32 protein-coding genes, 1 tRNA gene and 1 pseudogene are annotated in these 18,076 nt (G+C 48.3%); 20 read left to right on the top strand and 14 right to left on the bottom strand.

Annotated elements, in window-relative coordinates; translation table 11 throughout:
• Positions 1-16: 16 nt before the first annotated feature.
• The 14 genes and pseudogenes from EZMO1_RS21515 to EZMO1_RS28330 form a co-directional block, all read right to left on the bottom strand.
• Positions 17-1,255 (bottom strand): phosphoadenosine phosphosulfate reductase domain-containing protein, encoded by a 1,239-nt coding sequence (locus EZMO1_RS21515; protein WP_034878271.1) that lies wholly within the window; start codon positions 1,253-1,255, stop codon positions 17-19.
• A 164-nt stretch (positions 1,256-1,419) separates the two neighbouring features.
• Positions 1,420-1,626 (bottom strand): hypothetical protein, encoded by a 207-nt coding sequence (locus EZMO1_RS21510; RefSeq protein ID WP_034878269.1) that lies wholly within the window; start codon positions 1,624-1,626, stop codon positions 1,420-1,422.
• Positions 1,623-1,847 (bottom strand): hypothetical protein, encoded by a 225-nt coding sequence (locus tag EZMO1_RS21505; protein ID WP_034878267.1) that lies wholly within the window; start codon positions 1,845-1,847, stop codon positions 1,623-1,625. Before EZMO1_RS21505 ends, EZMO1_RS21510 begins: the two co-directional genes overlap by 4 nt.
• A gap of 104 nt (positions 1,848-1,951) precedes the next feature.
• A complete protein-coding gene (locus EZMO1_RS21500) occupies positions 1,952-2,191 on the bottom strand; it encodes a hypothetical protein (RefSeq protein WP_034878266.1) in 240 nt (79 codons plus the stop codon).
• 97 nt (positions 2,192-2,288) lie between these two features.
• Positions 2,289-2,537, bottom strand: a complete 249-nt coding sequence (locus EZMO1_RS21495; protein WP_034878265.1) for a hypothetical protein — start codon at positions 2,535-2,537, stop codon at positions 2,289-2,291.
• A gap of 123 nt (positions 2,538-2,660) precedes the next feature.
• On the bottom strand, positions 2,661-2,981 hold the full coding sequence (locus tag EZMO1_RS21490; RefSeq protein WP_034878264.1) for a hypothetical protein: 321 nt from the start codon (positions 2,979-2,981) through the stop codon (positions 2,661-2,663).
• Complete coding sequence (locus tag EZMO1_RS21485; protein WP_034878262.1) at positions 2,978-3,322, bottom strand: hypothetical protein; 345 nt, start codon at positions 3,320-3,322, stop codon at positions 2,978-2,980. The genes EZMO1_RS21490 and EZMO1_RS21485 overlap by 4 nt, the downstream gene beginning before the upstream one ends.
• Complete coding sequence (gene rdgC, locus EZMO1_RS21480; RefSeq protein WP_082212295.1) at positions 3,319-4,239, bottom strand: recombination-associated protein RdgC; 921 nt, start codon at positions 4,237-4,239, stop codon at positions 3,319-3,321. Before rdgC ends, EZMO1_RS21485 begins: the two co-directional genes overlap by 4 nt.
• A gap of 37 nt (positions 4,240-4,276) precedes the next feature.
• Positions 4,277-4,846: a 3'-5' exonuclease gene (locus EZMO1_RS21475; RefSeq protein ID WP_034878260.1), complete on the bottom strand. Its 570-nt coding sequence runs from the start codon at positions 4,844-4,846 to the stop codon at positions 4,277-4,279.
• Between the two features lie 33 nt (positions 4,847-4,879).
• Positions 4,880-5,587 carry a hypothetical protein gene (locus tag EZMO1_RS21470; protein ID WP_034878258.1) on the bottom strand — a complete coding sequence of 236 codons (708 nt, stop codon included), beginning with the start codon at positions 5,585-5,587 and terminating at the stop codon, positions 4,880-4,882.
• A gap of 81 nt (positions 5,588-5,668) precedes the next feature.
• Positions 5,669-5,929, bottom strand: a complete 261-nt coding sequence (locus EZMO1_RS26350) for a hypothetical protein (protein ID WP_145912693.1) — start codon at positions 5,927-5,929, stop codon at positions 5,669-5,671.
• 34 nt (positions 5,930-5,963) lie between these two features.
• Positions 5,964-6,146 carry a hypothetical protein gene (locus tag EZMO1_RS21460; RefSeq protein WP_034878250.1) on the bottom strand — a complete coding sequence of 61 codons (183 nt, stop codon included), beginning with the start codon at positions 6,144-6,146 and terminating at the stop codon, positions 5,964-5,966.
• A gap of 188 nt (positions 6,147-6,334) precedes the next feature.
• Positions 6,335-6,598 (bottom strand): hypothetical protein, encoded by a 264-nt coding sequence (locus EZMO1_RS27710; RefSeq protein WP_244886714.1) that lies wholly within the window; start codon positions 6,596-6,598, stop codon positions 6,335-6,337.
• Between the two features lie 120 nt (positions 6,599-6,718).
• Positions 6,719-6,892 (bottom strand): annotated as a pseudogene (locus EZMO1_RS28330) (helix-turn-helix transcriptional regulator); the annotation flags it as partial.
• Positions 6,893-7,002: 110 nt separating this feature from the next.
• Here EZMO1_RS28330 and EZMO1_RS28325 point away from each other — a divergent pair.
• From EZMO1_RS28325 to EZMO1_RS21365, 20 genes are all read left to right on the top strand, one after another.
• On the top strand, positions 7,003-7,203 hold the full coding sequence (locus EZMO1_RS28325; RefSeq protein WP_034878247.1) for a Cro/CI family transcriptional regulator: 201 nt from the start codon (positions 7,003-7,005) through the stop codon (positions 7,201-7,203).
• Between the two features lie 22 nt (positions 7,204-7,225).
• Positions 7,226-7,435: a hypothetical protein gene (locus tag EZMO1_RS21445; RefSeq protein ID WP_034878244.1), complete on the top strand. Its 210-nt coding sequence runs from the start codon at positions 7,226-7,228 to the stop codon at positions 7,433-7,435.
• Positions 7,436-7,471: 36 nt separating this feature from the next.
• Entirely contained in the window at positions 7,472-8,305 is an 834-nt protein-coding gene (locus EZMO1_RS21440) for a phage antirepressor KilAC domain-containing protein (RefSeq protein WP_082212293.1), read from the top strand.
• Positions 8,302-9,327 (top strand): DnaT-like ssDNA-binding domain-containing protein, encoded by a 1,026-nt coding sequence (locus EZMO1_RS27055; protein WP_034878242.1) that lies wholly within the window; start codon positions 8,302-8,304, stop codon positions 9,325-9,327. Before EZMO1_RS21440 ends, EZMO1_RS27055 begins: the two co-directional genes overlap by 4 nt.
• Positions 9,230-9,994 carry a replication protein P gene (locus EZMO1_RS21430; RefSeq protein ID WP_145912692.1) on the top strand — a complete coding sequence of 255 codons (765 nt, stop codon included), beginning with the start codon at positions 9,230-9,232 and terminating at the stop codon, positions 9,992-9,994. Before EZMO1_RS27055 ends, EZMO1_RS21430 begins: the two co-directional genes overlap by 98 nt.
• Before the next feature lie 100 nt (positions 9,995-10,094).
• Positions 10,095-10,643 (top strand): helix-turn-helix domain-containing protein, encoded by a 549-nt coding sequence (locus tag EZMO1_RS21425; protein WP_034878239.1) that lies wholly within the window; start codon positions 10,095-10,097, stop codon positions 10,641-10,643.
• A gap of 2 nt (positions 10,644-10,645) precedes the next feature.
• A complete protein-coding gene (locus EZMO1_RS21420) occupies positions 10,646-11,083 on the top strand; it encodes a VRR-NUC domain-containing protein (protein ID WP_051790473.1) in 438 nt (145 codons plus the stop codon).
• Positions 11,080-11,367 carry a hypothetical protein gene (locus tag EZMO1_RS21415; protein WP_034878238.1) on the top strand — a complete coding sequence of 96 codons (288 nt, stop codon included), beginning with the start codon at positions 11,080-11,082 and terminating at the stop codon, positions 11,365-11,367. Before EZMO1_RS21420 ends, EZMO1_RS21415 begins: the two co-directional genes overlap by 4 nt.
• Before the next feature lie 17 nt (positions 11,368-11,384).
• Entirely contained in the window at positions 11,385-12,296 is a 912-nt protein-coding gene (locus EZMO1_RS21410; protein ID WP_034878237.1) for a hypothetical protein, read from the top strand.
• Positions 12,297-12,500: 204 nt separating this feature from the next.
• Complete coding sequence (locus tag EZMO1_RS21405) at positions 12,501-12,884, top strand: helix-turn-helix domain-containing protein (protein WP_051790471.1); 384 nt, start codon at positions 12,501-12,503, stop codon at positions 12,882-12,884.
• 80 nt (positions 12,885-12,964) lie between these two features.
• Positions 12,965-13,441, top strand: coding sequence for an ImmA/IrrE family metallo-endopeptidase (locus tag EZMO1_RS21400; protein ID WP_034878799.1), 477 nt, complete (start codon positions 12,965-12,967; stop codon positions 13,439-13,441).
• 178 nt (positions 13,442-13,619) lie between these two features.
• On the top strand, positions 13,620-13,757 hold the full coding sequence (locus tag EZMO1_RS27050; RefSeq protein ID WP_160174104.1) for a hypothetical protein: 138 nt from the start codon (positions 13,620-13,622) through the stop codon (positions 13,755-13,757).
• Between the two features lie 60 nt (positions 13,758-13,817).
• Positions 13,818-14,048 carry a DUF2188 domain-containing protein gene (locus EZMO1_RS25920; RefSeq protein ID WP_082212292.1) on the top strand — a complete coding sequence of 77 codons (231 nt, stop codon included), beginning with the start codon at positions 13,818-13,820 and terminating at the stop codon, positions 14,046-14,048.
• An 89-nt stretch (positions 14,049-14,137) separates the two neighbouring features.
• Positions 14,138-14,214: transfer RNA gene (locus EZMO1_RS21395), tRNA-Met, on the top strand.
• A gap of 103 nt (positions 14,215-14,317) precedes the next feature.
• On the top strand, positions 14,318-14,746 hold the full coding sequence (locus EZMO1_RS21390) for a glycoside hydrolase family protein (RefSeq protein ID WP_034878797.1): 429 nt from the start codon (positions 14,318-14,320) through the stop codon (positions 14,744-14,746).
• Between the two features lie 3 nt (positions 14,747-14,749).
• Positions 14,750-15,163 (top strand): hypothetical protein, encoded by a 414-nt coding sequence (locus tag EZMO1_RS21385; RefSeq protein WP_051790468.1) that lies wholly within the window; start codon positions 14,750-14,752, stop codon positions 15,161-15,163.
• Positions 15,163-15,411, top strand: a complete 249-nt coding sequence (locus tag EZMO1_RS21380) for a hypothetical protein (RefSeq protein ID WP_034878235.1) — start codon at positions 15,163-15,165, stop codon at positions 15,409-15,411. Before EZMO1_RS21385 ends, EZMO1_RS21380 begins: the two co-directional genes overlap by 1 nt.
• Complete coding sequence (locus EZMO1_RS21375) at positions 15,411-15,782, top strand: HNH endonuclease (RefSeq protein ID WP_034878233.1); 372 nt, start codon at positions 15,411-15,413, stop codon at positions 15,780-15,782. The genes EZMO1_RS21380 and EZMO1_RS21375 overlap by 1 nt, the downstream gene beginning before the upstream one ends.
• 80 nt (positions 15,783-15,862) lie before the next feature.
• Positions 15,863-16,333 carry a phage terminase small subunit P27 family gene (locus EZMO1_RS21370; protein ID WP_034878232.1) on the top strand — a complete coding sequence of 157 codons (471 nt, stop codon included), beginning with the start codon at positions 15,863-15,865 and terminating at the stop codon, positions 16,331-16,333.
• Positions 16,333-18,066 (top strand): terminase large subunit, encoded by a 1,734-nt coding sequence (locus EZMO1_RS21365; protein ID WP_034878230.1) that lies wholly within the window; start codon positions 16,333-16,335, stop codon positions 18,064-18,066. The genes EZMO1_RS21370 and EZMO1_RS21365 overlap by 1 nt, the downstream gene beginning before the upstream one ends.
• The last annotated feature ends 10 nt before the right edge of the window (positions 18,067-18,076 follow it).

Here is an 18,076-nt window from a genome sequence, read left to right as displayed (position 1 = left end):
AGTCCTTTGATTGCTTTCAAACCAACAACGGCTGAACCACACCTTCAGCCAGTATCAAATCCATAGCTTCATCTGCTCTGGGCTCGTCACCCCGCCATTTGTTCGGCCATGTTTTGGCGGCGATCAGTTCTCTGATCCGGGTTTCTTCTTCGGGGTTGATCAGGCTGATGGTGGGTCGACCACGATCAATGGCTACACGGTTGACGGCGTTCTGAATATCAAGAATGTGGTTAAGGGCGTCCTGTCTGGCCTCAAGGGTCAGTGGTCCCATTCGTTGCGGGTTGGTTTCCAGCGTTCCGTCTTTGTTGCGGTCGGTGCCGGGTTTGCGCAGCCGGTTGTGTGGCTTTCTCAGTTCCCGATAGAGTGGGCGCAGCATTTTCAGTGGTGCCAGGTACGACCAGTGAGGCATTCCAATCACGGTATCCAATGCCTTGTCTTCCTGTGCCAGTGGGCAGCCGACACAGCCGGTTCTTGCGCTCAGCTCTTCAGCTTCGTCACCACCGTAGGCATCAGCAATGGCAGCGGTTGACCAGTCACCAAACTCAGCCTGTGGCGCCCAGTGTTTGAGCCATTCCCAGATATGGCAGACTCGCCAATGAAGCAGAGGGGCAAGAGTCGCGACTCTGCCGCGAATGCTTTTGGCGTTGGGCAGTAATTCCTGATACCAGCCTTGTCCGCATTCAGCGCCGTCCCTGCCGCAGCTCATGAGGATGCGCTGGTCACGGATGGCGCTTTCACCCTGTCGAACACCAGTAATCATTAATATGTTGCCGTCATAGTCGCTGGTGGACAGGGCTTCGGCTAATGCGTCCTGCATCGGGTCTATTTTGATCTGGCGGGTACACCAGCGCAGGGTGTTGTTATTAGGTGGGGGAACACCACGGCCCAGCATGTAGACCATAAAGCGTTTGTCCATGGGAGCCATGACGATGTTGACGTCAATGTCTCGCTCTTCCAGTTCGTCGATGATCTGGTAGGCGGCTAAGGACAGGGGCGGCAGTTCCATGCGGGTGTCGGCATAGAAGACAGTCAGCTTTTCAGGGGCTTTGACCATGCCGGATTCAATCATCCAGATAATCAGGGTGAGGGTGGCTGAGCTGTCTTTACCACCGCTCCAGGCGATTCCCCAATGCTGGTGGCTTTCACCATGAGCCTGTAGTGATTGTTTGGTCAGTTCTATAGCCTCGGTCATTTGCAGGCGTTTGGAGAAGCCTTCGAAGACGGACGCCTGTTGATTGTGGGTTTGTTTTTTCATGGTACAAAGCATCCCCTCGGCTTAATGTGCCGATTTTTGTTCGTACGGTTGTTAATGAGAAAAAGCGGACACGTCCGGATTTTGCTCTTGTTTCGTGATTATGCGGACGAGTACAGAAAATAACGGGGTTTGCGTGGATTCCGTACCTGTCCCGCTACTAAGGGTTAGTTCGCTGAATCAGCAATGTAGTTAGTGAAGGGTTTGCAGTGGCCGATGACTCCATCAGTATCAGCAACACAAACCAGCAAATTTACAGTCCTTTCTGGAGCTGGTATTAACCACTCCACAGCTTTCATTCCAGACATCATCAGGCAACCGATCAGGAAGAAAGCAACCATTGAAGCCAGCGGAGTTTTAAAGAAATCCTTCATACTTGAGTTCCACCCGACGCTTTCTTTAAAAGGGCTTTGGCAGTTTTAGCTGCTTTTGCTTCTGTCATTGTTCCCAGTTGATAAGGCCCAGCATTACAATGCTCGCAGTACCAACCATTTTTTTTAAATCCTGCCCTTTCCTGAACGTGACTAACACAACGATGAAACATTTTATCAGCGTGGCATTCAGGGCAACGAGGTATTCTTATATCAGAGAGCATTCGTTTGTCCTTTTTTGGTAGTCCTCTGCAAAACGCCAACTAACCAGGGGTTCCATCCAACCGCCTCCGGCGGCGGCTGAACCCACAGCGTTATGTCGCTGAAATCAGCATCTCCGATATGTGGTTGGATCAGCTTTTTGCTTTAACCATTCGGTTCCCTTTCGTATCGCTTCTTCCTCTGAGTCGCTAGTAATAGAAAGCTGCATTGAACCTACAACGGCACGATACACAGGAGTCAAATCTTCAATAGTAATCTTTGCTGTGACACCAATAGACAGCAGGTAAGCAGCTCGCTCTGCTTCAGTTTCCAGTTTTGAAAGTCGGTCAGTTTGTTCATCAATCATTTTTATTCTCCAATTTCGTGCAATGGCTACACCTAACCATGTTTTCCAGCGGACGCGCCTACGGCACGCCTCTGAAAACGGCGTTATGTGCCTCCTGCTACTCCACGTTTACAGGAAACTTTCTCATAACTTCCACTGCTGCAACGAGTCCAGCTTTAAAACCATTGATAAAATCAGGGTTGCTGTTTTCAAAGTCATTGATTTTCACTGTATCGGGCTGACTTCTGGCAATTTCCTGAAGTTTGTCGGTTCGAGATTCAAACCATGCTTCAAGCTGCATAATGATTTTTGCAGCATCTTCATTGATAGAGGCTTCTTCAACGGATTCCAGATCAAGATCAAACATAATTATTTTTCCGTTAATTTTCAGGCATCGTGCCAAAGCACATAACAAATGCTTCCAGTTCGTTCCGGTGCTGCGCACCTCCACCCGACCGCCTCCGGCGGCGGCTGGTTAGCTCTGCGTTATCTACCCACCCCCGACACCCCAAACGGCACAAACGTTATATGCTTGCCTGCTGCCAGAAACTCTGTGACCTTCCGCTTCAGGTCTTTCTGCTGCTGAGCCATCAGCGACACTGACCGCTGTTCTGCAGGTATCTCGTTCTGCTTCTTTTTTCTGTTCATTCTTATTGTTCTTCTGTTGTTCCAGTAGCAGGTCAATGCATTCCAGTGGTGAACAGCCCGGTATCACACAGAGCAGTACAACCATGCCGCTGTTCAGGCAGATGTGCTGACGGCCATACCCGTCAACGCCCCATGAATAGTCATTAATTAAACAGCTACTCACGCGCCTTTACCCAGTGGTGCTTTCAGGGCGTCGCCTGCAAGCTGAAATGCCAGCTCTCTTGTACCGTTAATCAGGAACCGGTTTAAACGTCTGACGCCGTTGTCCACCTCATCACCGAATTTAGCGTTCAGCAGTGACGTTAACAGGCTGACCAGCTCTTCACGGTTTTCCTGATCAGTCGTCAGGTAAGTCACCACATCATCGATGGTGTAAACGACGTTGTTCACTACAACACCTGAGCCGTGTACTACCTCAATAGCCATTTGGATAGCTTTTTCCATTCGCTTCTCGAAACGGATTTTATGTTCTTCAGCCGGGCGAAAATGAATGATGTTGCTCATGACGGCATTCCCCCCAGTGCTTTCACTAGCTCTTTCAGGAAGTGGCGTAATGTGCCAGACATTGCAATGAAGTCAGCATCCAGTTGTTGTTCCAGACCTTCCAGACTTTGAGCATCAATCTGCTCATGGAAAAGGTCTGAGAATTTCAGCCGCTGGAATCGTACGTCGTCGGTTAAATAACCGTGCAGGGTTTCCCGCCAGTCAATCGCCAGCTTGCTCACCGCTTTGCCCTCGTCTAAATGCTGGTGGATGGCATCGGTGTTCAGCTCTTCGTTACGGGCGATGATCTTGCCGCCGTCTTCACCGGGATCAATCAGTTCGCAGTCGTAACAGAGGGCAAACCCTTTGGGCAACAGGCGGCTACTCAGCCACTGGGTCATAACCGCATTGGGCGACTCTTTGAGAGCAGGCGTTACAACAGGCAGGCTGCCAAGGGTGTGGCGCAGGTAGCTGGTCAGGTCTTCAGCCTGCCTGAAACTGGAGGCATTGACCACCAGCCAGCCTTCCGTCTTATCGATGTAGGCTCTGGTGAACTTCTGCTTTGTGAACGCTTTGGGCAGCAACTCCATAATGATGTCGTCTTTTATGGTTCGGCGTTCTTTGCTGAATACCTGCCGGTCCTGTTCCTGCTCGATCCGTTCAATCCGTTCTTCCAGGGCATCATTAATGACAGAGGCAGGCAGCAGCTTTTCTTCACTGGCGGCACAGATCAGCAGACAGTGGTTGTTTTCGTGAACCAGGGCGGTGGATCGTTTGCTGAGTGCTGGTACCCAGCCATAGGAGGTCATATCTTGAGTACCGCAGGGGCGAAACTTTTTAGACCTGAGTCGGTCTTGCAGCTCCATGGCATTCAGGGTGAATGGCTGAGTGAAGCGGTAGAAGATCAGATTTTTAAACAGCAAGCTTGATGCTTTCATAATGGCTATTCCTGTTATTTTTGTTTTACTTCATTTTTTACTGATGAACTGCAAACAGCTTCTGCCAGATAAGGCTCACGTACCGCGCCTGATGAATCGCATCATCCAGAGCGTTATGGTGTTCACCTTCCCTTGGTAGTTCGTTTTTGGGATCAATACCCAACTCTCGCCCGAGCATGACCATGGTGCGTACACAGGTATCTTTGCTGAATGACCAAGGCTGCTTGACCCATGTTTTATGGAAGGCATGGGATAAAATGGCATTGTCGTAAGCAGGACCATTCCCCCAGACATAAACATCATGGTCACCGGCACAGACCTTGATAAACTTGCTGAATTCTTCCAGCACGTATTTCAGACTGGAGCGGTTCTCGTCACTAAAGACGGCGCGGGCAGCGTCGCTTTGCTGCATCCACCACTCAACGGTTGATGCATCAATGTCCCCGCCGTAATACTGCGAGCTGGAAAGCTTGATGGGAGCGTAAAAACTTTCATCCATACCGCCAGTGGCTGGATCAAAGAAGACTGCACCAATGCTTAGCAGTGCAGCACTGGGGTTTTTACCGGCAGCTTCAACATCAACCATTAAGTGTTTTGCAGAGTCCATACTTTTCTCCATATTTTTTTTAGTATTGATCTATCAGTAGTCTTCACCTTCCTTCAGGGTCAGATCGCATTCGTCAGGGTCGAAATTTTCCAGCCCCGTCAGTTTGGTTCCTGCGGCGTACAGTTTGAATACAAAGGCTTCATGTTCACTAAAACAGGTGGGGTTATAGGAATGTCTATGGCTGATTCTGATTTTGCCGTCAGAGATAAACAGATCAAGGTCTGAGATTTTGGAGCGTGAGCTATATAGAGAAGATGGCTCTTTTTTCTTCCACATTTTTAAGGTGTAGCTATTATGACTCCAGTCATGATCAACCAATTCGACTGACGCCCTGTCATCCAGGTCATCAGAATTCCATGGCTCGTCAGTTTTCCAGCTTTCTGCAATGACTTCGACAAGCTCATTAATTGATATTTCTTTAGGGGCAGGCTTCAACAATTCATCCATTTCTGTCATGAATTTAGAAGATGCTTCAGACGCAAAAACAGCGCCCATTTTTTGCTTAACTGCTACCAGCATTTGTTGGTTATAGGTTTCAAATGAGATATCTTTCAGGCTAATCTGAAGCCCTTCTTCCAGTTCTTTTTCAAGCTGTTTGGTAAGGGAGCCGTAAGAGCGAAACTGATTGGAAATAGCCTCGTTTACTGCCTTCTGAATATTATTTTCAATAACGACTTTGATATCCCCATTAGCAATCATGTCTTCAATCTTGTTGTTGATGATTTGCTGCAACTCTTTCATTTTTATCTCCAGATTCTTTGAGCCCGTTGTAGGGCGATTTGTTTTTCTTTCTCGTCTAACTCATCCAGCCACTTCAGCAGCTCAGCTTCTGCCTGAACGACCGAAGGGCTTGCAGTGCCGGCAGCACACGGGGATTTTCTCCTGACCCGTACGGCCACAATGCAGGCATTTTTGCAGGCTCCCATTCATAACGATCCCCGTTCCCTGAGTGGTTAGCAGTCTGACCAGGCGACGAATAACGCCTGTGTTCTGTCTTTTGTTCTGGTCATGCTCTGCCAGTTGGGTTCTTAACTTCTGTACGGCCACCAGCTGGTTTGTGTCTTTTATTCTTATGGCTTGCATGGTGTCGCCTTATTGTTCTTATGGGTTGTTTTTATTAAGGGGTCAGCAGGCTTTCGAGGTCTTTGATCAGTTGGTGGTCCTGTGCTGCCTGATTAATGCACCACTGGTACGTTGTTTCGCTGTAGTCCTTATTGCCTGCCATTCGCTCGACGGATTTTGCGCTGATGGTGACGTGGGCGATGGCGCGGTGGATGATGGCTTTTTGTTCTTCTGTCATGGGTAGCCTCCTGTGTTTAGATATAAAGTAAACTTATCAAGAGATAAAAGCAATATAAAGTGTGCTTTAAGGTATGCTTTTGCTGAGTACTTTTTATAATTTCTTGATTTATAAGTATAAAAAAGAACGTGAAAAGCAAAAGCTCCATATGTGTATGGCAATGTGAAACTTTGCAGGTAAATGGTGTTTTAAGCGAGGATGTTTAGCAGAAATACTTTGACGTCATCTGTATTGGTGATGGTGACCAGTACGTCAGACTGAACAATTGTTTCTTTGCTGGCGTGTGCGGTGTCAATGCTAGGGGCAAGGTCGGCTGGAAGTGTTTCAGCGCTGATGCTCGGGATAATAACCATCCAGTCTTTATTGCTGTCAGGATTACAAGACATCAGTACAACGGTTTGGTTATTAAGCACCTGGTTTTTGTTTTCACTGGCAAGTTTTCCTTTCAGCATACTGTTCGCTAAATTTTGCTGTACAGTTTTTGAGTCAAACGCTGGCGACTCAGAATCCATGACGCCCTTTCCGTGCATTAGCCATTCAACGTTAACTCTCAGAGTGTCCGCAATTTTATGGAGTGTTTTCGACCTTGGGTTATCTGTTTCGCCGACTTCTATTTTCCATATAGAGTTGCGGGTTATTCCGCACTCTTCGGCTAGATCAGCCTGAGTGATAGCGTGCTCAAGCTGTAACCGGTCTTTTGCTGATTTTCTCGCGAGCCTGACTCGCTCTTGCAGTGTTGTTCTCATACTACAAATTCTATTTTTAATTGGGTGGGCATTTCAGTGTGCTTATAAAGTGATTGCATTTTTTTATAAAAGTGTGCATTTTGTATAAAAGCACACTATAGCTTGTCCTTATGAATACTTATAAAAAACTTTTAGCCTATTTCCGGACGCAGGAGCGCATAGCGGTAGCACTGGGAGTGAGACAACCGTCTATTTCCCAATGGAAGGGGGTCATACCGGTAAAGCATGCAAAAACTATAGAGCGCCTTACAAACGGTGATATTGCGGCTATCGACGTGGTGAGCGATTACGACCTTCACAACAATAAATAGCCACTGGTAAGGAGCCACCAGCATGCAAACAGAAGAGCCCGTCATAACACTCGACCATGTAAAGGCAGAGTTCCTCGCAGGAACGATTGATGATTCTATCGCGCTTTCATGGCTTTTTAATCCGCTCAAGCCCGAGGGAGGCCAAATTCAAAAAGCGTGTTTTTGCTTTTCGTTGAAAAAGGCAATCAGCATTCTCTACAGCTGGAAATCAGCCGTTCGAAGTGCCAGCTAGCACCATAATAAAACATCCAGCTGAGGGGGAATCAGTATGGACGTATCGTACATGCCGGTGATTGCCGGTATCACTATTCACCAGGACGATCAGGGGCGGTTTAATCTGAATGCCCTGCATCATGCTTCTGGTGCCATTGATAGTAAAAAGCCTAGTGAGTGGTTGCGCTCAAAACAGGTTCAGGAGCTGGTGGACGAGCTAAGCGGGAATTCCCACTTAGGTTGTGCGCCGGTCAATTCTGTAAAAGGCGGTGTGACGCCTGGCACTTTTGCCCATGAGTTGCTTGCCATTTCTTATGCAGGGTGGATCAGCCCGTCGTTTCAGCTGCAGGTCAATCAAACCTTTATTGATTATAGAAAGGGCAAATTGAAACCTGTACCGGCAGAGCCAGAGAATGACAGTGACTTTCTGGCTAAGGCCGTGCTGGTGGCACAGAAGCAGCTGGATAGTAAAAACCGGCAGATTGAGCAGCAACAACACCAGATTGAACAGGATCGCCCCAAGGTTGAATTCCATGATTCGGTGACTGCCAGTGATCAGGAAGTGTCTGTTCAGGAAGCTGCAAAGCTACTTGGTACAGGTTCGCAACGGCTTTTTCATTTTCTGCGGGAATACGGTTATCTGATGATGGGTTCCAAGCAGCCCTCTGATCGTAACCTGCCTTATCAGCGTTATATCGACCAGGGTTTTTTTACGGTACGGCTGAAGTCGTTTAATCATCCAGACGAAGGTAGAACCGAGTACAGAAAAACCATGGTGACAGGTAAGGGGCTGGTTCGTCTGGGGCAGCACCTTCGGGAAATTGAGATCCGGCAACAGCTGGAACTGAAACAGGAGCGTAGCCAGGCGGAAACGAGGAGGTGGGTATGAACAGGCGTGAATATGAAGCCTTTGAAGATGAGTATCTGACTCATGAAGCACGCACTCTTTATGTTCTCTGTCTCCGTCGTCATATGGATTATAAGACCGGCTTGGTAGGTACGGCTAAACGACGGGTGGACATGAAACACTTTATGGAGTACCTCAGTATTTCTCGACCAAGAGGTTCAACCAAAGACCCTTTTAATCCTAAGCCCAAAATGATCAGGGGCTATTTGGCGGAGCTTGAGCGGGTTGGCCTGATTGAGCGTATGCCAAAGCCTTTCAAAATGGATTACATGGTTTTCCGTCTTCCTTTGGCTACTTCAGATTTAAACCGTCCAAATGAGGAAGGGCAAAGGAAGGGCAAAGAGGAAGGGCAGGAGCAGGGGCAAGAGGAAGGGCAAGAGGAAGGGCGAGAGGAAGGGCAAGCAGAAACCCTTATAAAACAAAGGATTGAATCATATGAAGGGCAAGAGGAAGGGCAAGAGCAGAGGCAAGAGCAGGGGCAAGAGGAAGGACAAAGGAAGGGCAAAGAGGAAGGGCATACATCCGTTTCTTCCGTTATTAACACATCACACACACATAACGCGCGCGAGGCTGAATCGCTGGCATCGTTTGATCAGCGCTTTGGTGGCAGCGTGGATGCTCACCCTGTTAACCAGTCTCAGCCTGACTTACCCGCTAGCCGCAAATTCGCCATGTATTCCGACTGGCAGCCGGATCACACCTTCACGGACCAGGCAAAAACACTCGGCCTAGACCTGACGACACTGGACAGCGAACAGGGTGAACGTATCGAGCAGGCGCTTGTGGAATTTCGCACCTACCGGATGGAGTCCAATCCCAGCGAAATTAACACTCAACGTCTTTGGCAACAGAAATTCATACAGACCAGTTTGAAACGGGAATTAGAACAACAGAGAGGGAACGCTCATGGAAACGGCCATCGAAAAGGCTCAGGTCAACATTCAGGCTCGGCAATGTCCAGACCCTTCACCGAAGCAGACTTCGACCTCGACGCTACGTGGTGATGAGCTGGATAAAACCCAGCGTCAGGCGGTGAATTATTTCTATGGACGGGTTCAGGCGGTGTACGGCTCAAAGTTTAAATCCCAGTTTCCCAGTGATGAGGACGTAAAACTCTCCAAGGCAGAGTGGGCTGGACAGGTGATGAATCTGGGCAAAACCGACATTGACCGTGGTGTCGATAAGCTGAAGGCGTTGCTGGTGGCGAAAGATCAGGATTATCTCTGGGTCAATATTCCACTGATTGCCGCTCTGTGCCAGCCAAAGCCTGAAGATTACGGAATGCCAAATACAGAACAAGCTTGGGAGGAAGCGGAACAGCATTGTCATCATGTTGATAAACATCGGTGGAGCCATGAGGCGGTCAGAGTTGCAGGTAAGCGTACAGGCTGGTTTGAAATCATGGGAGCAGTGTCGGACAAGCGTCGTCAAAGTCTGAAAGATACCTTTGAGCGTCATTATCGTTATCTGGCAGGCCGGGTGATGGATGGCAAGTCATTACAGACTGCTCAGGCTCTGTTGGAAAGCGACAGTAACAAAAAGCCTGTAAATCCGGCAGAACGATCAGCGCAGTACAACGATCGGAAACAGCGGGACGCCATGAAGGCACAAGGGATTAATCCTGCTGGTGGCTATGCAGAATTCAAAAAGCGGATGGGGCTGAGCTCATGAATGATTCAAGCGGTAATGGTTTGGGGTGGGCATTACTGGGTGGCGCCATCTTCTGGGGTTTGATTTTTGTGTTGATGATGGCAATGGCGGAGGGGTGAGTATGTCAAACAGAGATCAAGAAAAACTAAAGCAGGTGGAAAGGATGTTAAAAGACAATCCGGGCATGTTCAACAATCAGGTGGCTGCCATGGTGGGTGTCTCTGAAACGACAGTAACTACCTTTCGGCGTGCTCTGGGTATTCCAAGTAGAAATGAATACCTCTTCAATGAAGCAAAGCGTTTGTTCACGGAGAATCCGGATCGGTCAGTTGATGGCGTTGCCTGGTTGTTATCAGTCAACAGAGCCACGGTGAGTAACTATCGGAAGAGGTTAGGCTTAAACCAAAAGCGTAAGTCTTTGACTGAGGCTCAGCGTAAACACATTGTGCATCTGTTCACGGTTGAGAAATTGTCAAAAGTGGAAATCTCAAGACAAATGCAACTGCACTGGACGACAGTTAGCAGGATAGTAGAGAGCGCAAAGTCTGGAGCTTCAATGTCTAAAAGATTGACGTCTGACCCTGTGCCAGCTCCATCACTGATCAACCAGCTGTTAATGCAGTCATGGAAGCAAACTTTTTGTATTGATCGGTCGCTGGTGGAGGCTTGAACATGGCGATTAATGCAGATCCACAGGCTTACAAAAAAGCCATTGCCAAGAAGTTCAGGAAACCGGCTGTTGATCGTGAAGGCTCACAACAAAAGCTTTTTTTCGATTGGCTTAGATTTACCCACCCTGACGTATACAAGCACACCTTTCACATCCCCAATGGTGGGCAACGTAGCGGTAAGGCTGGCGCAAAGATGAAGCGTGAAGGTGTGAAGCGTGGTGTGCCTGACATCATGGTCGCGCTTTCCAATGGGCAGTGGCCTGCCTTGTTCATCGAATTTAAAGCGGCTAAGCCTTATGACTCCAGTGTTAAACCAGAACAAAAAGAATGGTTAGAGCGTTTGAATAAAGCGGGTTATCTGGCAGTCGTTTGCAAGGGAGTGGCAGAAGCCAAGAAAGCAATCACGGATTACCTGATGGCGGATGAGGTGCCGTATTGATTCAGCGTGGCAAGGACGGCATCCAGAAACGGCTGCTGAAAAAGTGCAGCTATCAGGATTGTGACGAAGGGATGGTCAGGGCAATGCTCGGCACTGTTAGCGAATGCGCCCAGTGTGATGGTTTGGGGCTGGTGGATGCAGAAACTGGCGAGGCATTACCCAAACGGGAAATTATCAGGCAGCTTTTGATCCGGCTAAGAGAAGAAAAGCGGAAGTTTAAGGAGTACTCAGAAGGTGTCCGGAAGCAGTTGCAGCGACTGAATGACTATGAGCGTCGTCATTAAAGGGATCGGGGAAAGGGATGAGATTTTATTCAGCACGGCAGGCGATTCATGAGGCGTATTTCATTCACCTCAAAAGCAAGGGCTTTGAAGTTAAGTTAACTGATGCGCTACGGGAACCTGACTTTAGCGGCTACTTGCGAAAGGCTCACCGGAAACATCACGATGATGAAGCCCGCGATGAAAAGAGGCGCGCTGAGATGCTGGGACAGTTTCAACCTGTTGGATTTTATCAGGAAGACCGCTCGGTAAAGCTAGATGCCAATCGGCTGATCAGTGATGGTGCGGAGGCGGGTAAAATCATTGCTGTTGTTGAAAAGTTGCCTGCTCATTTGAAGAGCTGGTGCTATTGGTGTTATTCCCCACTAGGTCAGCTAGAAAATAGTTCTAATCAATCCCTGCTGGATTTTACAGATGATCGACAAAAGGTCGTTGCCTTGCGTAATGAGCAAGAACGACTGGAAGAGCTTGCCTATACACTCGAAGCCCGAATTAAACGCTGCAAGAACATCAAACGCTTAAACGAATTATTGGAACTGGATGAAGACCAGTTGCGGTTGAAGGCTGAAAGACTAGAGCAACAAGCTGACCGGATTGAGAATGCTTTGCGTCTGGGTGATCGTTTTTCGGCTGAGCTTTGGCGTTGGCTGGATGAGCTGGTGGAAGATGCGATTGATGAGAAGGTTCGTCCGAAAACACGTCGGCATATTAAGGATGTGGTGATTGCCTCTGTGTATAACTATCGTGTCCGGGTTTATGGTCACGGCCTAAAGCCGTTTCTGTCTCGACGGGATATGTGTGAGAAGTTTGGTGTACCTGCGGAAAACTTTGAGCGTGATTATCGCTGGTGGATGAACTGGACGACAGACGTTTGTAATGAGTTGGATCGGGAGGCTTTGGTGCCTGTAGCGACAATAGTACTTGCAGCTTAGTGTTCACCCATTACGATACTAAATATCACACCTTGATAGTGCAATTTCACAGCATTGTGAAATTATTTCTTATAGCTGTTGCTTATGTTTTTTCGCTGTGCAACTATATACCTGTCGATGTGAACAGATTTAACGATGAAATTTATTTTTAAGATTTATTACATAAAAAAATAATAAAAAGTAAAGAACGCGGCGGAGAAAACTATGCTGACCCCTTTTGGAAAAGAAGTTCGAAAGCACAGGATCGAGCAAGACATGACCCTAAAAGTTATGGCTGATGGTCTGGATGTGTCTTCCGCTCTGCTCTCTTCCATCGAAACAGGGAAGCGGAGCATTACACCTGGATTGGTTGATAGGGTTGTCAACTTTTTGAACCTTGATAGGGAGGGAAGGTTCTCACTACAACAGGCTGCAGATCAGTCAACACAAGAATTTTTTCTTGATGTTTCTACTAAAGGAACAGAAACAAGAAGAGCGGTTGCTGCATTTGCTCGTGATGTGCCGGATATGAACTTAAACCAAGACCAAGCTCAGAAATTCTTGGAATTCATTGAAACACTGAAATCAACAGCGAAGGATCATGCATGACGAAGTTCCGTGAGTTGGGACAGAGAGTACCCCCTAGACGTTCACAAGAAATAGAGGACATTGCGTCTTGCTTTAGAGCAATGATTGCAACTGTTATTAGTAGTCCAATAGATATTGTGAGGGTTTTAGAGCACTTTCTTGTCACCAACTACGGTGTTGAGTATGAATACCCTCCTAAAGACGAAATGAGTCAGGAGGGACTTACACGACCAGATGATCGCAGTATAAAAATAAGGTTAGATGTTTATGAAGCGGCCTGTAAAGGTGATCCTCGGGGTCGATTTACTATCGCTCATGAAATAGGCCACTTATTGTTGCATCAAGGTGTAACGCCAGAGTTTGCTAGGGACGGAAATCAAGCTCATCAAATCTTTGAAGACTCTGAATGGCAAGCAGATGAATTTGCAGGAGCGTTGTTGATTCCATCAAGTGCAGTGGAGTCGTGTGATAATCCTGAAGAGTTGTGTGAGAAATATGGTGTTTCTATTGAAGCAGCTGAGACAAGGTATAGAAATCATGTAAAAAGAAAGCAAAAACGGCTTCAAGTGCGACCTTGAAACCGTTTTATTGAGTATAAAAAAGATGTGATTAACGTGGTGAAACACATCTTTCTCAGGAACTCAGAGTTGGACACTCTTGAGCTAAATGATAGCACCCTTTGCGACAGGGTCAATAAATATCATTGGCTCCCCTCCTGAGTTAAAAGGCCGCCACACAACTACAGGAACTCACATCATGAAAAATGATGATGATTATGAAGTTGTGTATTGCACAAGCTTCAGGCATCCGAAGACGGGTAAGCGCATCTATGCCAGCCAGTGTGGCAAGAAAGCTTTTCGACTGAAGATTCGTAAAAAAAACAGTAATAAGTAGTGCCTAGCTTGGCGAGTCGATTGGCTCGCCACTAACTCGGTTAACTCAGGAGAAAGAAAAATGTCAGATAATGACTATTCGGTATATCGTGGAAAAGATGGAAAGTGGCGCGGAAAGAGACAAGGGGCTTCCCGTTCCAGTGTGACAGGCTCTACACAAAAAGAAGTGATAGATGCTACTCGTGAGCTCACAAGATCCTCAAAAGGTGAGCTTAGTATCCATCGAGGTGACAATGGCCGGATTCGCGATAAGTGGAGTTATGGAAATGACCCAAGAGATATTGATGGGTGATTTGCAAATGACATCGAAATAAGTACATAATTACCAGTATCAAAAACCTCACCCAGAAATGGCGTGGGGTTTTTTATTGCCCGAAATATGGCGGGATAGAGCAGATGGTCAGCTTATCGGTCTCATAAGCCGAAGGTCGCTGGTTCGAGTCCAGCTCCCGCCCCCATTGCCTGCTGTGTGAGAAAGCCCCGGTTCCATTCCCCCTGGGGCTGGGGTCTTTTCCATAAGCATCAACACAAATAATAACAATGCCCGCATTCTCCCAACCCATGAAAGCTGAAGACCTGATCAGACATCACGAAGGCTTTCGCTCGCGTCCGTATCGCTGTACCGCTGGAAAACTTACTATCGGCTATGGTCGCAATATCGAAGATAACGGAATAACCAGAGACGAAGCAGAGCAGTTGTTAGCCAATGATGTTTACGATTGCCGGCAGGTATTGATTCGGAACCTTCTGTTCTGGGATCAGTTGGATCGTGTGCGTCAGACTGTGCTGGTTGATATGTGCTTCAACCTTGGCTGGCCGAAGTTTTCGCAGTTCCGGAAAATGATCAATGCTCTGGCTCTGCGTGACTTCAGTCTGGCTGCCAAAGAAATGCTTGAGAGTCGTTGGGCTAAGCAGGTGCCCAATCGCGCAGGGCGATTAATCAAAATGATGGCAACTGGTGAGTGGCCTGAAGACATTGAACGGGATTAGATCATGAGCTTCTGGGGCAAACTGTTCGGCAGTGACAATGTCATCAAGAAAGCAACCGATGGTATCTACAACGGCATCGATGCAGCTATCTTCACCAAGCAGGAGAAGGCCGGACATTTCCTCAACCTGCTCAAGGCTTACGAACCCTTCAAACTGGCTCAGCGCTTCTTGGCACTCACTGTCGGCATTCCTTACGTGCTGGTCTGGCTGGTGTGCGCTTTCATGATGGTCATTGCCGCTTTCATGGAACCTTGCACCACTGAAATGATCTGCAGAAGCAACACAGTGCTGGACATCTCCAAAGAGCTGGCCAGCAAGAACAACGACACATTGGGTGTACCATTTGCCATCATCCTTGGTTTCTACTTTGCCGGTGGTACAGCAGAGGGAATTATCAGAGCGAGGAGTAAACGCTAATGGAGCACTGGCACTTGGATCGTAAGGTAAGTATCACCCATATCATCAGCACTATCATGGTGATTGCCTCATTGTTCGTCTGGGGTGGAGGTATTGAACGGCGTATCGACTTAAACGCTAAAGACATTGAACAGGTTCGGGAGATCCAGACCCGGAACTGGGAATCTAATAAAGAAGCCTGGAAGGAATTGAAGTCCAGCATCGACAAGATGAACAGTAAGCTGGATCGGTTGATTGAGCGTCAGTAATGCCCGCACGATTAAAACGAGCCTGTAGAAAGCCACTATGCCCGGGAACTACTACCCATAAGTCAGGCTACTGCGAGAAGCACCAGAAGACTGAAAGCGGCTGGAACCAGTGGCAAAAGAAAAAGGGTAATGACACACGACGCGGTTACGGTTGGGCATGGCGCAAACTCAGGCAACAGATTCTAAAAAGAGATTGCTGTTTGTGTCAGGAATGCCAGAGAAAGGGCATCCTCAAAGAAGGAAATGTCGTGGATCATATCAAACCTAAGGCACAGGGAGGCGACGACAGCCCCGCTAATTTGCAGACACTCTGCACCCCGTGCCACAACCATAAAACCGCCACAGAGCGGCAGACAAAAGGGAGGGGGTAGGCAAATCCCTACAGCCCTTGTGCGCAACACCGTCCGCCCCAGTCTTTTTTTCTTATGGACAAAATTAAAAAATTGACCCTATGACAGGAACAGCAGTCAGACCGGGCAGAGGTCGCAAGCCCAAGTCCAACAACCGTAAGAAGTTGGCAGGCTCCAAGCATGTAAAACCAGACGAGCCGAAGTTCTCCCAGATAACCAACATCAACCCGCCAGAATGGTTCGATGACTTGGCGGTGACGATGTGGGAAATGGTTTGCCCTGAGCTCTGCCGAGAAAGAGTGTTGACCCTCACTGATATTCATAACCTTGAAGTGTTCTGTTGCAGCTACAGCAACTGGCGGAAGTCTCAGTCTGAGGTTTCAGAGCGAGGCGTGACGATGGTGGATGCAGAAGACGGCAAGTTAAAAAAGAATCCAGCCATGACAGCATTGAATGAATCAGCCCGACAGATGGCAACCTTCGGCGCAATGCTTGGCCTTGATCCTGCCAGTCGTCAACGACTCATAGGCGGCAACAAACAAGACTCAGGCAACCGCTTCTCTGATTTCTGATGCCTAACCCCAACGTTAACAAGGCGAATAAATATGCCCGTGACATCGTAGCCGGAAATATTTCCGCCTGCCGTTTTGTGCGTCAGTCCTGCCAACGTCACCTGAACGATCTGGCGAAAGAGAAAGAGCGCGGCTTCAAATACAAATTCAACCGAGCCGCAGCAGAAAGAGCCTGTAAATTTATTCAACAGATGCCCCACACCAAAGGCGAGTGGGCATTTAAAAAGATGTTGATCAAGCTCGAGCCCTGGCAGCTATTTATCGTTGCGTCAGTGTTTGGCTGGCAACACAAGAAAGGCGGACTGCGTCGGTTCCGTGAAGTGTATACCGAGATCCCCAGAAAGAACGGTAAGAGCGCCATCTCTGCCGGTGTCGGTGTTTACATGCTGGCGGCAGATAACGAGTTTGGTGCAGAAGTCTATTCCGGTGCCACATCCGAGAAACAGGCATGGGAAGTGTTCCGGCCTGCACGCTTGATGTGTAAGAAGTCACCGGATCTGCTCACCCACTTTGGTATAGAGGTCAACGCCAAGAACCTGAACCGCCCTGCAGACGATGCCCGTTTTGAACCAGTAATCGGCAACCCGGGCGACGGTGCTTCACCCAGCTGTGCCATTGTGGACGAGTATCACGAGCACGACAGTGACTCCCTGTTTACCACCATGCTCACTGGTATGGGCGCACGTAAGCAGCCATTGATGTGGGTGATCACCACGGCAGGTTTTAACGTGGACGGTCCTTGTTACGACAAACGCCGTGAAGTAGTGGAGACACTGGAGAATTACAGCCAGCTTAAATCGAAAAGCAAGAACGATGAACTGTTCGGGATTATCTACACCATTGACGAAGGCGACGACTGGTCAAAGGTGGAAGCGCTGGAAAAAGCCAATCCCAATATGGGCGTTTCAGTCTATCGGGATTACCTGATCTCCCAGCAACAGCGCGCTATTGCCAACGCACGATTCACCAACCGCTTTAAAACGAAGCACCTCAACGTCTGGGTCAGTGCCAAAACGGCATTCTTTAACCTGCAACAGTGGAAAGCTTGCGAAGACAAAGAGCTGTCTCTGGAGCAGTTCGAAGGTCATGACCGCCTACTGTCGTTTGATATGGCAGCCCGGCTTGACCTCACTGCCATGGTCAGCCTGTTCACTCGAGATATTGAAGGCCAGCGGCACTACTACTGCATTGCTCCAAAATTCTTTGTACCGGAGGCCACGGTATTTGATAACGACAACCGCAGCTTGGCTGAACGCTATCAAACATTTGTTAACGATGGCTGCCTGATTGCCACTGAAGGTGCAGAGATCGACTACCGTGACGTACTGGCTGAAGCCATGCAGATGAACCAGTGCGGTTCTGTTATTGAATGCCCCATCGATCCCCACGGAGCCACCGCACTGGCGCACCAGCTGGCAGATGAAAACATGAACCCGGTGATTATCAAACAGAACTTCACTGGCATGAGCGACGGTATGAAAGAACTGGAAGCTGCCGTTGCTTCGAATCGGTTCCACCACGATGGCAATCCGGTCATGACCTGGTGTATTGGTAACGTCGTCGGTAAATACCTTGCCGGTTCTGACGACATTGTCAGGCCAATCAAAGAAGCGCCAGATAGCAAAATAGACGGGGCAGTGGCACTGATTCAGGCAATGGGCAGAGCCATGCTGAACGACCACGAAGACACCCTGTCCGACCACATAGAATCCGTAGGTATCCGGTCACTCTGACTTAATAAAA

Source organism: Endozoicomonas montiporae CL-33, assembly GCF_001583435.1.
Lineage (GTDB): Bacteria > Pseudomonadota > Gammaproteobacteria > Pseudomonadales > Endozoicomonadaceae > Endozoicomonas_A > Endozoicomonas_A montiporae.
Note: the sequence above shows the minus strand (reverse complement) of the source record. Positions and strands in the feature narration are given on the sequence as shown.